Annotated in this window: 3 protein-coding genes; all 3 read left to right on the top strand. The window is 71.9% G+C overall.

Going from position 1 to position 14,021, the window contains the following annotated elements; all coding sequences use genetic code 11:
• Nucleotides 1-168 precede the first annotated feature (168 nt).
• Genes G361_RS46910 through G361_RS0113045 form a run of 3 tightly spaced genes read left to right on the top strand, consistent with a single transcriptional unit; the run spans nucleotide 169 to nucleotide 14,017 of the window.
• Nucleotides 169-10,335: a type I polyketide synthase gene (locus G361_RS46910; RefSeq protein WP_052172659.1), complete on the top strand. Its 10,167-nt coding sequence runs from the start codon at nucleotides 169-171 to the stop codon at nucleotides 10,333-10,335.
• The gene (locus tag G361_RS0113050; RefSeq protein WP_019927525.1) at nucleotides 10,332-12,935 is read left to right on the top strand and encodes a thioester reductase domain-containing protein; all 2,604 of its coding nucleotides are present in this window, start codon (nucleotides 10,332-10,334) and stop codon (nucleotides 12,933-12,935) included. Before G361_RS46910 ends, G361_RS0113050 begins: the two co-directional genes overlap by 4 nt.
• A complete protein-coding gene (locus G361_RS0113045) occupies nucleotides 12,932-14,017 on the top strand; it encodes an alpha/beta fold hydrolase (RefSeq protein WP_019927524.1) in 1,086 nt (361 codons plus the stop codon). Before G361_RS0113050 ends, G361_RS0113045 begins: the two co-directional genes overlap by 4 nt.
• Nucleotides 14,018-14,021: the final 4 nt, after the last annotated feature.

Below are 14,021 nucleotides of genomic sequence, written 5' to 3'. Positions count from 1 at the left end.
ACGATGCCGCTGCGGGCAATGCCCCTCGAAATACCGTCCCCGGCAAAGGCTGTCGTAACGGTATATTGCGTCAGCAGATCGAGCGCCCGTGGCTCGATCGGAGGCGTGCCCGGATGTGCCCGAGCATCGTGGCCGGCCGGAAGCGGGCTTTGGGCAAGGGATGTACTGATGGCCGGCACGTTGATCGAGACGCTGTTCACCCGGGCCGGGGAGCGTCCCGACGACCCGGTCTACACCTTCCTCACCGACGGCGACGTCGACGGGCCCGCCGAGCGGCTGACCTACGCGCGGCTGGGCCGGCGCACCCGGGCGATCGCGGCCGCGCTGCGGGAATCGCATCCGGAACGCGCGCTGCTGCTGTACCCCGCGGGCCTGGAATTCGTCGAGGCGTTCTTCGGCTGCCTGGCGGCGGGGGTGGTCGCGGTGCCCGCGCCGGTGACCGAATGGGAGAACCGCACGCTGCACCGGCTGCGCCGGCTGGTCGCGCACGCCGACGTGCAGATCGTGCTCGCGCCGCAACGGGTGATCGCCGAGGCGGCGGCCCTGCGCGAACAACTGCCGGAACTGGCGGGCCTCACCTGGACGGCCACCGACACGATCCCCGACGATTTCGGAACGCAGTGGCAGCCGGTCGATCTCGACCCGGAGTCGGTCGCCTTCCTCCAGTACACCTCCGGTTCGACCAGCGCACCGCGCGGCGTGCGGCTGACCCACGCGAACCTGTTGCACAACCAGGCGGCGATCGCCGCCGGACTGGGCCACGACCCGGCCGTATTGGAATCCTGGGACGGCGCCCTGTTCGCCAGCTGGTTGCCGATGTACCACGACATGGGTCTCATCGCGCCGGTCCTGCACACGGTCCACCTCGGCGGGCATTCGGTGCTCATGTCGCCGCTGCATTTCCTGCAGCGGCCCGAGCGCTGGCTGCAGGCGATCTCGGCCTTCGGCGCGCACACCAGCGGCGGCCCGAACTTCGCCTACGAACTGTGCCTGCGGCGGATCTCGCCGGAGCAGCGCGAGCGACTCGATCTCGGCCGCTGGCGGGTGGCGTTCAACGGCGCCGAACCGGTGCGCGCGACCACCGTGCGCCGGTTCACCGAGACCTTCGCCGCCGCCGGATTCCGCCCCGCCGCAATGCATCCCGTCTACGGCCTGGCCGAGGCCACCCTCCTGGTGACCGCCGCCGCGAGCGCGGCGCCACCGACCCTGTACGAGGTGCCCGGCCGCTACATCGTCGGGGACCGCGCGCACCACGCCGAACTCGTCGGGGTGGGGCGGCCGCCCGCCGGGCTCGCCGTCGCCGTCGCCGATCCGGAATCGGGTGTCGCGCGCGGCGAGGGCGAGGAGGGGGAGATCTGGGTCGCCGGAAACAGCGTCGCCGCGGGCTATTTCCGCGACGAGCAGGCCACCGCCGCGACCTTCGGCGCCACCCTGCCCGGTGACGACCGGCGCTACCTGCGCACCGGCGATCTCGGATTCCTCTCGGGCGGAGAGCTTTTCGTCACCGGCCGGCAGAAGGATCTGCTGATCGTCGACGGCCGCAACCACTATCCGCAGGACCTCGAACTCACCGTGGAGACCGCGCATCCGGCGGTGCGGGCCGGCTGCGTGGCGGCCTTCTCGGTGGATTTCGGGGTCGGCGGTGAGCAGCCGGTGGTGGTGGCCGAGGTCCGCGCCGAGATCACGGCCGAACCGGGCGAGATCGAGACCGCGGTTCGCGGCGCGGTGGCGACCGAGCACGGCCTCACCCTCGCGGCCGTGGCGCTGATCCGGCCGGGCACCATCGCCAAGACCAGCAGCGGCAAGATCGCGCGCCGCGCCTGCCGGGACACCTACCTGTCCGGCGAACTGGATATCGCCGTCGACTCGCTGCCGGCCCCCGAGGACGAGCTGGACGCGCCTGTCCCGCAACCGGATCCGGTCCCGGCCGGGTCGGCGGCCCGGCCCGGTTCCGCCGACGCGATCCGCGACTGGCTGGTGTCGGAGATCGCGAGCCGGTCCGAACTCGATCCGGAACGGGTCGACGTGCACCGTCCGCTGGTCGAATTCGGCCTGGGCTCCGCGGATCTGGTGGAGCTGGTGGTCGATCTGTCGGATGTGGCCGGCCGCTTCCTCGACACCAACCTGTTGTTCGACCATCCCACCATCGCGGAGGTGGCCGTCGCGGTGGCGCCCGAGCCGGGATCCGCCGAACCGGCCGCCGTTCCCGCCGCGGCCCCGGATGTCCACGGCGACAACGACTCCGCCGGCGATCCGGACGACGACGCGATCGCGATCCTCTCGATGTCCTGCCGGTTCCCGGGTGCGGTCGATTCGCCGGAGGCCCTGTGGCGTCTGCTCGAGAGCGAGCGCGACGGCCTGGGCGAACCGCCCGCGGGCCGCTGGGACATCGACGGTCTCTACGATCCCGACCCGGCCGCGAGCGGTACCGCCTACACCTTCCGCGGCGGCTACGTCGACGGCATCGACCGATTCGACGCCGCGTTCTTCGGTATCGGGCCGCGCGAGGCCGCGGTGATGGATCCGCAGCAGCGGATGATGCTGCAACTGGGCTGGGAGGCGATCGAACGCTCCGGCCGCGACCCCCGCAGCCTGCAGGGCAGCGCCACCGGCGTCTACCTGGGCCTCTACGGCACCGGCTACCTCGCCGACGTCGCCCCCGAACAGCTCAACGGTCAGGTCGGCACCGGACTGTCGCCGAGTGTCGCCTCCGGCCGCATCGCCTACACCCTCGGGTTGCACGGCCCGGCGATCACCCTCGACACGGCCTGTTCGTCCTCGCTGGTCGCCATCCATCTGGCCGCGCGGGCCCTGGTCGCGGGCGAATGCGAGCTGGCGCTGGCCGGGGGCGCGACGCTGCTGATGTCGCCGACCGCGCACATCGAACTGTGCCGGCTCGGCGTGCTGTCCCCGTCCGGTAAGTGCGCGCCGTTCTCCGCCGACGGTGACGGCACGGTCTGGGCCGAGGGCGCCGGGCTGGTGCTGCTGAAGCGGTTGCGGGACGCGCGGCGCGACGGTGACCGGGTGCTCGCGGTGATCCGCGGTTCCGCCGTCAACCAGGACGGCCGCAGCCAGGGCCTGAGCGCGCCGAACGGCGCCGCGCAGGAACAGGTCCTGCGGTCGGCGCTGCGCGCGGCCCGGCTGGAACCGCACGACATCGACTATGTGGAGGCGCACGGAACCGGCACGGCACTCGGCGATCCGATCGAGGCGCGCGCCCTGTCCCGGGTGTTCGGGCCGGGCCGCGACGCCGACCGGCCCCTGGGTGTCGGCTCGCTGAAATCCAATGTGGGCCATACCCAGGCCGCCGCCGGGGTGGGCAGCATCCTCAAACTCGTGCTCGCGCTGGAACATCAGCAACTGCCCGCGACCCTCGGCGCCGACCGGCCCACCACGCAGATCGACTGGGCGAGTAGCGGTCTCGCGGTGCAGAATCGGCCCGCGGCGTGGCCACGCGGCGCGCGGCCCCGCCGGGCCGGGGTCAGCGCCTTCGGGCTCAGCGGCACCAATGCCCACCTCATCCTGGAGGAGGCGCCCGGCACCCCGGCCGCGGCGGGTGCGGAAACCACTGCTGTCGAACAACTTCCGGACCCCGACGGCGGCGTCCATCTGCTGCCGCTGTCCGCGCGCAGCCGCGCGGCCCTGCAGGGCCAGGCGGAACGACTGCTGGATCTGGTGGTGTCCGAGCCCGCCCTGCAACCGGGCCCGGTGTCCCGCTCGCTGGCGTTGCACCGCACCCGGTTCGAACGCCGGGCCGTCGTGGTCGCGCGCGGCCGCGACGACATGATCAGCGGTCTGCGCGAGCTGGCGCGGGGCCGGTCGTCCGCGGACGCCGTCGTCGGGTCCGGGCCCGTGTTCACCAGCGGCAGAACGGCCTTCGTCTTCCCGGGACAGGGCACCCAATGGGCGGGGATGGCGCGCGATCTGCTCGCCGGCTCGGCCGAGTTCCGGGCCGAATTCGAACTGTGCGACAAGGCATTCGGCGCGTACACCGGCTGGTCGCTGGTGGACCGGCTCGAGACGCTGACCCCCGCCGACCTGATCGACTTCCCGGTGGTGCAGCCGCTGCTGTTCGCGACCATGGTCGGGCTCGCGGCCGTGTGGCGGGCGGCCGGGGTCACCCCGGACGCGGTGGTGGGCCACAGTCAGGGTGAGATCGCCGCCGCCTACTGCGCGGGTGTCCTCGAATTGAGCGATGCCGCAAAGCTCGTCGTCACCCGCAGCCGCCTGCTCGCCGCGATCGCCGAGCCCGGCGCGATGGCGATGATCGGCCTGCCGGCCGACGAGGCCCGCGCGCCGATCGCCGAATTCGACGGCCGGGTCTCGATCGCCGCGGTCAACGTGCCGCGGAACACGATCGTCGCCGGTGAGCAGGCAGCCGTCGAGGAGTTGCTCGCGGCGATGGACCGCCGCGGCGTCTACACCCGGATGGGCCCGGCCGGACCGGGTTTCGCCGGGCACTGCCGGCTGATCGAGACCATCCGCGAACCGCTGACGGCCGAACTCACCGGGCTGCGCGGGGAAACGCCTGCGACCCTGTGGTATTCGACGGTGACGGGGGAGCCGGTCGGCGCACAGCCGATCGGGCCGGACTACTGGTACCGCAACACCCGCGACACCGTCCGCTTCGCCCCCACGATCGAACGGATGATCGCCGACGGGTTCCGGTATTTCGTCGAACTCGGCGTGCATCCCTCGCTGAGCCTGGCGGTCCGCACGGTCGCGGAGGAGACGGGCCGCGATGTCGTCTCCGTCACCTCCCTGGTGCGCGACGAGAACGGGCCCGCCTGCCTGGCCCGCGCACAGGCCGAACTGCACGCCGCCGGGCACGAACTGGACTGGGCGGCACTGGTTCCCGAGCGGGGCCGGGTGGATCTGCCCACCTACGCCTTCGACGAGAAGCGGTTCTGGACCGATTCGGTGCACCGCGGCGGCGCGACCCTGGGGCTGCACGACATCACCCATCCGATCATCGGTGCCGTCGTACCCCAACCTGATTCGGGGGGAGTGACCCTGACCGGCCGGCTGTCGCGGCAACAGCAACCGTGGCTGGCCGATCACGCGGGAGCGAACGCGGTACCGGTTCCCGGTGCGGCACTGATCGAACTGGCCGTCCGGGCCGGGGACGAGGTCGGCACCCCGGCGGTGCGCGAACTGGTCCTGCGGGAGGCGCTACTGCTCCTCGAACGCTCGGCGTTGCAGATCCAGGTGGTCGTCGGTGGTGTGGGCGCCGACCGGTGCCGCCCGGTGCGGATGTTCGCCCGCGACGAGCAGGACCCGTCGGCCGAATGGACCCTGCACGCCGACGGTGTGCTCGCCGAGGAGCCGGAAGATGTTCCGGCCCAGCAGGACTGGACCGTGTGGCCGCCGCCGGGCGCGGTACCGGCCGAGGCCGGCGACCTGTACGCGAGACTGGCGGCCCGGGGCCACCGGTACGGCCCGTCGTTCCGCGGGGTCCGCGCGCTCTGGCACCGCGGCGACGAGATCTTCGCCGAGATCGCGCTGCCCGAACCCGCACACGGCGACGCCGCGCGCTTCGGCATCCACCCGGCCCTGCTCGACGCCGCACTGCACGGTACCGAGGTGCTCGCCGACGGCGGCGACAGCGCGCTGCTGCCCTTCGTGTGGACGGATGTGGTGCTGTGGGCCTCCGGCGCCACCGCGCTGCGCGTGCGCCTGACCCGGTCCGGCGCCGACGCCGTGGCGGTGCTCGCGACGGATTCGGCCGGGCGGCCGGTCTTCTCGGCCGCCGCGGTGCTGTCGCGCCCGGTCGCCGCCGACCGGTGGGAGCTCGGTGCGCTGGCCCCCGCCTTCCGCCGCCTGTACCGGCTGGAGTGGGAACGCCGCCCGCTGCCGGCGCCACAACAGCCGCTGGTGTGGTCGGACCGGGAGCCCGGTGCCGGACCGGTCCCCGGCGCGACCGCGGTCGTGCTCACCGTCCCCGACGGTGATACCCCGGCGGAGGTCCACGAGATCACCGGCCGGATCCTGCGCGAGCTCCAGGAGATCTTGTCCGACAACCGATTCGACGCATCGACGGTGATCGTGCGGACCCGGGCTGCGGTGGGACTACCCGGCGAGGATGTCACCGGCCTGGCCGGTGCGGCCGTGTGGGGTCTGGTGCGCTCGGCCCGTTCCGAGAATCCGGGACGGCTCGTCCTGATCGACACCGCCGATCCCGTCGTGGATTTCGCCGCGGTGCTGGCCACCGGCGAGGGACAGGTGGCCGTCCGCGACGGCGCCTGCTTCGTCCCGCGCCTGGTCCGCGCCGCCGCGAATATCGTGGCGCGACCGGAACTCTCGACCGGCACCGTACTGATCACCGGCGCGCCCGGCCGGCTCGGTTCCGAACTGGCCCGGCACCTGGTGGCGGCCCACGGCGTCCGGGATCTGCTGCTGGTCAGCCGCCGCGGCGAGCGCGGCCCCGACGCCGCCGCCCTGCGCGCCGATCTGGAGGGTCGCGGCGCGCGGATCCGGTTCGCGCCCTGCGATGTCGGCGACCGCGTGGCCCTGGCGGAACTGCTCGACGGCGTACCGCTGACCGGGGTGGTGCACGCGGCGTGCGTACTCGACGACGCCACCCTCGGCGCGCTCACCTCCGACCAGCTCGATGCCGCGCTGCGACCGAAAGTCGATGCGGCCCACCATCTGCACGAGCTCACCGCCGACCGCGACCTGTCGCTGTTCGTGTTGTTCTCCGCGGCCGGCGGCCTGTTCGGTACCCCCGGGCAGGCGAACTACGCAGCCGCCAACACCTACCTCGACGCCCTCGCCGCGCACCGCGCCGCGCGCGGCCTCCCGGCGCAGTCGCTGGCGTGGGGTGCGTGGGAGGTCGACATGCTGGATGTCATGGCGCAGGCCGACATCCGGCGCATCGCCCGCGCCGGCGTGCGCGCCTTCACGGTCGCAGAGGGGATGGCGTGCTTCGACGCCGCACTGCGCAGTGACGAAACCCGGCTGGTCCCGCTGCTGCTCGATCCGGCCGCGCTGCGCCGGGCCGCGGACGTACCGCCGCTGCTGCGCGGCCTGGTACGCCGCGCGCCGCGTCGCGCGGTCGCCGAACGCGCCGCGGGCGAGGCGGCCGCCTCCGGCTTCGCGCAGCGACTGCGCAGCGCGGGCCGCGACCGCGCGATCACCCTGACCGTGCGGGCGGTGGCCGAATGGACCGGAGAGGTGCTCGGCCACACCGACACCGAGGCGGTCGCCGCCGAGCAGAGCTTCCAGCACCTCGGCCTGGATTCGCTGATGGCGGTGGAACTGCGCAACAAGGTCCGGGAACACACCGGCATCTCGGTCCCGCTGGGAACGATTCTCGCCGAACAGAATCCGGCCGATCTCGCCGTATTCCTGGTGAACGCGCTGCTCCGCACCGGCCCCGGCGCCGAACCGGCCGCGACGGCGACACCCGTACCCGAGGTCGAAACGCTCCCGGTAACCCGGGACATGATGCGCCTGCTGCGCACCGGACAACTCGGCATCCCCGCCGCCGCACAGACCGGCGGTATCGCACTGCGCCTGCCGGATCCGGTCACCCGGCCCGAACTGGAGGCCGCGCTGTCGCGCCTCGCCGCCCGGCACGCGGCGTTGCGCACCGCGATCCGCCCCGACGAGGAGCACGGCCGGGTGCTGCGGATCCACCGCGAACCCGGTGGCGCACTACTGCACTGGTCCGAACTCGACGCCGCCGACGACACCGCGGTACGGCAGCACTTCGCCGAACTCATGGCGCGGCCCTTCGATCCGGCGGTGGCGCCGCTGTGGCGATTCGAACTGATCGACGGCGGAAGAGACCGCCGCACACTCATTTTCGGTGCTCATCACAGCATGAGCGACGTCCGATCGATGTTGCAGGTGGCCGGCGAACTGGCCGCCGACCTCTCCGGCCACCGGCTCGACGACACCGTCACCAACCGCGATCTGCACCGCCTGGTCGCCGCGCAGGCGGCCCGCGAGGACACCGCCGACCCCGCCCGCGCCGACCGGCACACCGCGTTCGCCGACGCCCGCCGACTCGAATTGACTTGGGCCGCACCACGTCCGGAACACCGCAGCTTTCGCGCCGGCGAGGCGCTGCTCGAACTGCCCGCGGGCCTGACGGACCGCGTCGCGGAACGGTCCCGCGACCTCGGAATCACCCCCGCCGCACTGTTCCTCGGCGTGCTGTCGATCCTGCTGGCCCGCCGCCAGGCCGCGCACCGATTCGCGCTCGCCGTCCCCGTCGACACCCGGATGCACACCGACACCCGCGACGCGGTGGGCTATTTCGGTGTCCCCGTACCCTTCCCGGCCGCCGTCGACCCCGGCGACCTGATCTCGGACGTGCTGCACCGCACCGGCGACCGGCTGCGCCGCCTGCTGGCCCCCGGCGCCGGATTCGGCGACGCTCTCGCGGCGCTGGCCGCGGCGGGACTGCACCGCGACGACGCCCCCCTGATCGAGGTGTACTTCAACTACCTGCGCACCGACGCACCGGCGGGCGCCGCGGAGATCCTCCCGGTGGGCACCGGCTATTCGGACCTCGACCTGATGGTCGCGGTGCTGCCCGACACCGGCCGGATCTGGTTCCTCTACAACAGCGACATCATCGACGCGGACACCTGCACGGCCTTCGGCACGCAATACCTGGCCGCCGTCGCGGCCGCGGTCGCCGACCCCACCGTCCCCGCCCTCACCGGACCCGAAGCCCCGCAACACGTTCCGGGGCTGCACGTCGGTCTGGCCGCCACCTTCGCCACCGGCCGCATCCCGGAACTCCTGCGCGCCGCCGCCGACGACACCGACCCGATCACCGTCGCCGAGGCGCCCTACCACCACGTGCTGGCCTGCCTGCGCGACCCGTCCGGCATCTTCGCCCAGCCGTCCACCGACCTCGCCGTGATCCTGTTGCGCGCCGCCGACCTGCAACGTTTCGGCACCCTCACCGACGAACAACTGACCGAACTGGCCGCCGACTACCCCGCCGCCGTCCGGGCGGTGACCGAACGCACCCACCGCCCCGTGATCGTCGGCCTCCTCCCCGCCGCGAATCCCGAAGACCGCCTGCGTGATTGGGAACACCGCATCACCGAGCGCCTGCGCGACATCCCCGGCGTGGCACTGGTGACGGCCGACCGGTGGCACGACCGCCACCCGGTATCCGACCCCTTCGACGAGCGCAGCGACATCCTCGCCCACTTGCCGTTCACCCCCGAATTCCAGGCCGCGATCGCCCTGACCCTCGCGGACACCGTCCGCGCGATCGGCGACACCCCACCGAAGGTCGTCGCCGTGGACGGCGACGACACCCTCTGGACCGGCACCGCCGGCGAGATCGGCCCGCACGCAGTCGAATTCGACGCCCCCCGCCGCGAACTGGCCCGCCGCCTGCTGCACTGGCGAGCCGCCGGCACCCTGCTGGTCCTGCTCACCAACAACGACGAGGACACCGTCCGCACGATCCTCGACCGCCCCGAAAGTCCCATCCACAGCGAGCATTTCGCACTCGTGTCGACCGGCTGGGCAGCCAAGCCCGACCGCCTCGAACAAGCCGCCGCCACCCTGAACCTCGGCCTGGACACCTTCTGCTACCTGGACGACAACCCCGTCGAGGTGGCCCGGATGCGAGCGGCCCTACCCGAGGTCCTCACCGTAACCTGCCCACCCGCCCCCGAACTGGACGCATTCCTGCACCGCCTCTGGCCCATGGTCCCGTTCGCCACCACCACCGAGGACCGGCACCGAGCCGATTACTACCACCAGGAGCAGGCCCGCGACCGAGCCCGAGCCGCAACCGAATTCGCCGAATTCCTGGCCGGCCTGAACCTGACCGTGGACGTGACCCCGCTGACCCCGGACACCACCGAACGAGCCCGCCAACTGACGCGCCGCACCAACCAGTTCACCCTGACGAACAACCCGGACACCGCCTTCGAGGCCGGTGAGATCTGGACCGCCACCGCCCGAGACCGTTTCGGCGACTACGGCCTGATCTCGGTCCTGACCCTGGACCCCAGCGAAGACACCCTGCACCTACGAGCCTGGCACCTCAGCTGCCGCGTCCTGTCCCGAGGCGTAGAGGAACGCCTGCTCACCTGGCTCGCCGACCGAGCAGAAGCCCTGAACTGCACCACAATCCGCATAACAGTCGACCACACCCCCCGCAACGAACCGGCCCGCCGCCTGGCCGCGAACCTCGGCGCCACGCTCACCGACGCCCACCCCGTAACGATCACCACCACCCCGGACCACCTGCGCCGGTACCGATCCTGGGCAACCCCCGCCCCCACCCCCAGCGGCCCCCCGGACCCCGACGAACAACAAACTCCGCACAACGTCGCCCCGGAGCCCCTCCGATGACCGACCCGAACCCCGTCCGCAACCCCTCGGTCGACCGCCGCAGACGGGGCGAGTCCTTCGACACGGCCACCCCCAGCCTCGACGTCGCCGCCCTGCTGGCCCGCACCGGCGACCGAGCACCCCTCGAAACAATCAACACCGCACCCGCACAACCGAATACCGCCCCGCCACCCACCGCCCCACCAGCCGCACCCGTAAGCGCCGGCGACAGGCCCTCGCACACGGACGCCACCGCTCTGGCCGCAGCGATCACCGCCATAGCCAACCGATTCACCCCCGCACCCATCGACGCCGATACCGATTTCTTCGACGGCGGCGGAACCTCCGTGGCCGCAGTAGAATTCGTCGCCGCAGTATCACGCGAACTGCACGTGGACCTGGACCTGGACACGGTCTTCTTCGACGCCCGCCCCCTCCGCCTGGCCCGCCGCTCGCTCACCGACCGCGCCGATTCCGCCGACGAACCCGTCTCGCGATCAGCGGATCCCGAACCGAACGGCAGCGTCCCGGTCTCGGCGGACACCAGCGCCGCCCCGACTCCGGTCACGGCTGCCCGACCGATCACCTCCACCAGCACAGACGCCATTGTCGACAAGGGCTCCACCATCGGCACGGACGCCATCGCTGGCAACAATGCCGCCACCGGTACGGACGTCATTGCCGGCGGTACTACCGCTGTCGCAACGGATGTCATCGCGGGCAGGGACGCGGCCACCAGCACGGCAGCCATCGCAGGCGCGGCCGCCGCCATCGGTGCGGCCGCCACCGGCAGAATCACCACCACCAGCGCACACCCGGATCCCGACGAGATCGCCCTGATATTCGAGGATCTCGCGGCGGCCGATCGGCTCCCGCTGGTAGCCCGACCGGAAATGATTGCCCCCCAGTATATTCTGCTCACAGGCGCGACCGGCTTCCTCGGCAGTCACGTGCTGCTGGATCTGTTGCGGCACAGCGACGCTCACGTGGTGTGCCTGGTGCGGGCAGCCGACGATGCGGCCGCCGCGACGCGCCTGGAGCAGGCCGTACGCGGTTTCGCGCTTCCGTGGTCGCGGGAGGTCGCGCGGCGGGTGACGGCGGTCGCGGGCGATCTGCGCGCGCCACGGCTGGGATTGCCCGAGCAGCGCTGGGAAATCCTTGCCGCGGAAGCGGATTCGATCGTGAACGTCGCAGCGGCGGTGGACTTCCTGCGAGGTTACCCCTCACTGCGCCGCACCAACGTCCACGGCCCGCTGAACCTCGCCGAACTGGCCTGCGCCGGACGTCCGAAACCGGTGCACCACGTGTCCTCGCTCGCGGTGTTCAACGGCTCCGACGCCCCCACGCTCGGCGAGGACGATCCCATCGCCGATGTCACTCGGCTGACCGTCGGCTACGACCGCTCCAAGTGGGCCGCCGAGACGGCACTGCGCCGAGCCCGCGATCACGGCCTGACGGTGACCATGTTGCGGCCGGGCGGGATCGGCAGCCATCCCGAGACCGGCGCGCACAACCCGCGCGACCTGAACGCCGGAATCGCCGCGGCCCTGCTGCGTTTCCGCACCGCCCCGGGATTCCGCTACCTGAACGCGGCGCCGGTCGACTGGGTCGGCCGGATGATCACGGAGATCGTCCTCACCCCGTCCGCCTGGGGACAGACGTACCACCTCACCGGCGAACCGATGTCGCTCGAACGCCTGATCGCCGAAACCACGCTGGGCGGCATGGGCGTTCGCGTCCAGCACTGGGAACAATGGTGCGGCGACGTGGTCAAAGCCATTCGCGACCAGGCACTCTCCGAACTGGAACCACTCGCACAGGTCCTGCAGAGCCGCGTCGCCCGCCGCCAACTCGCCGCCATGATGACCGCCCCACCCGCCGCGACCACCCGCACCGCCGCCTTCGCCGCCGCCCGGGGAATCCCGGCACCGGCCACCGGTCCGCAAGCGCGCGGGCGCATGTCGGCCGCGCTGGCCGCCGTGGCCGGTCCCGCGGAAACCCCGTACCTGCAATTCCGGGAAACCCTGACGGGCCGGGTGACCCCGGCGGGGGAGACCACCGAATACCCCTGCACGCTGCGGCTGACGCTCTCGATCGCGAACTCCGCCCAACTGGTCACCGCTCGCACCGTCGACATCACCGGCGAAATCGACTGTGCCGCACTGCACAACGGACCGCTACCGGTGACCGGCCACGCGACGGTACGGCCGCACGAGGGTATCCCGTTGCGCCACGAGCTACGTCATCCGCTGATGCGGTACGAACTCGTACTCGGTGATCCGCCCGGCCGATATCACCTGCGCGGCCACAAGTTCGCCGTCGCCGGCCGCGGCCCGGTCCGCCAGCTCGGCACTCTCGACATCGAGATCGACACGCCCGCAACGGAAGCCGCCTACACCGGCCGGGTCGCCGTGCCGACGGACACCTACCTCGCCGATCAGATCGAGGGTATCCGCGTCGATCCGCGCCTACCCGAGCGGCAACAGCGACTCGCGAAACTGTTGTGGCTCAGCTGGTTCGGTGGTCAGCTCGGCAAGGGCCTGATGGAACCGCTGCTGCGGGCCGGCATCGACCTGCTGGATCTGCGCCGCGCCCTCACCCGCAAGGAGCCCCGCCGATGACGCCCGACCGCACGGCCGTCGCGAAAGCGCCCGTCGCCGAGCTGATTCCGTTCCGCACGGCGGACGGTCTCGAACTCGAGCTGCGCCGGTGCCGCGGCGGCGACGGCCCGGCCGTCCTGCTCGTCCACGGGCACGGTGTGTCCTCGGAGATGTTCGCGCTGGCCGAGATCCGCAACGTCACCGACGTACTGGCCGACGCCGGATACGAACCGTGGCTGCTGGATTGGCGCGGCAGCAGCCGGTTGCGCCACAACGAATTCGGCGACCCCTACACCTTCGACGACGTCGCGCTCTACGACATCCCGGACGCCGTGGCACAGATCCGCGCCCGGATCGGCGACCGTCCGCTGTTCGTCGTCGCGCACTGTGTCGGCGCCCTGGCGCTCGCGCTGAGCCTCACCGCCGGACGGCTGCCGGGCCTGGCCGGCGTTGTCGCACAAGGCGTATTCCTCACCCCGAAGGTCGGCAACGCGGTCCGGTTGCGGGTCCTGCTGGGCAGCGAACTGCTGGCCTCGCGGGTACATCACATCGATTCCGATTTTCGCAAGGTCGGCCTCTGGTCCCGGCGCACGCTGCTGCACGCCGCGCTCACCCGCAAGGGCGACTGCCCGGATCCGACCTGCCGGATGGTGCACCACGGCTGGGGCATGGGGGTCCGGCTGTTCGAACACGATCATCTGCATCCCCGCACCCACGACCGGCTCGCCGACCTGTTCGGCCCGATCCCGCTGGCGGTGCTGCCGCATCTGCGGCAGATGGAGCTGGCGCACGCCGTGGTCCGCTGGAACGACGTCGACGAGCGGTACCGCGATCTGCCCGAGAACGCCCTCGACCACGCCGACCGCATCGACTGCCCGGTCCTGTTGCTGTCCGGCAGCCGCAACGAGGCGTGGCTGGATTCGAATCGACTGTGCCGCGACGTACTCGCGGCCCGCGCCCCCGGCGTGGAGGTCCGGTACACCGAGATCCCGTCCTACGGCCATCTCGACACCTTCATCGGCCGGGGCGCGGCGCTGGACGTGTTCGGGCACCTCCTCGATTTCCTCGACGAGATGTCGGCCCGGCCGGCCCAGGCAACATAATCGG

Origin of the sequence: Nocardia sp. BMG111209 (assembly GCF_000381925.1) — a bacterium.
In the GTDB taxonomy this organism is placed as follows: Bacteria; Actinomycetota; Actinomycetes; order Mycobacteriales; family Mycobacteriaceae; genus Nocardia.
The sequence above is the reverse complement of the archived record's forward strand: the minus strand, read 5'-3'. Positions and strand labels throughout refer to the sequence as shown.

Coding starts and splice junctions, on each gene's coding strand:
- G361_RS0113045 (WP_019927524.1), top strand. CDS start 12,932: ATGACGCCCGACCGCACGGCCGTCGCGAAAGCGCCCGTCGCCGAGCTG.
- G361_RS0113050 (WP_019927525.1), top strand. CDS start 10,332: ATGACCGACCCGAACCCCGTCCGCAACCCCTCGGTCGACCGCCGCAGA.
- G361_RS46910 (WP_052172659.1), top strand. CDS start 169: ATGGCCGGCACGTTGATCGAGACGCTGTTCACCCGGGCCGGGGAGCGT.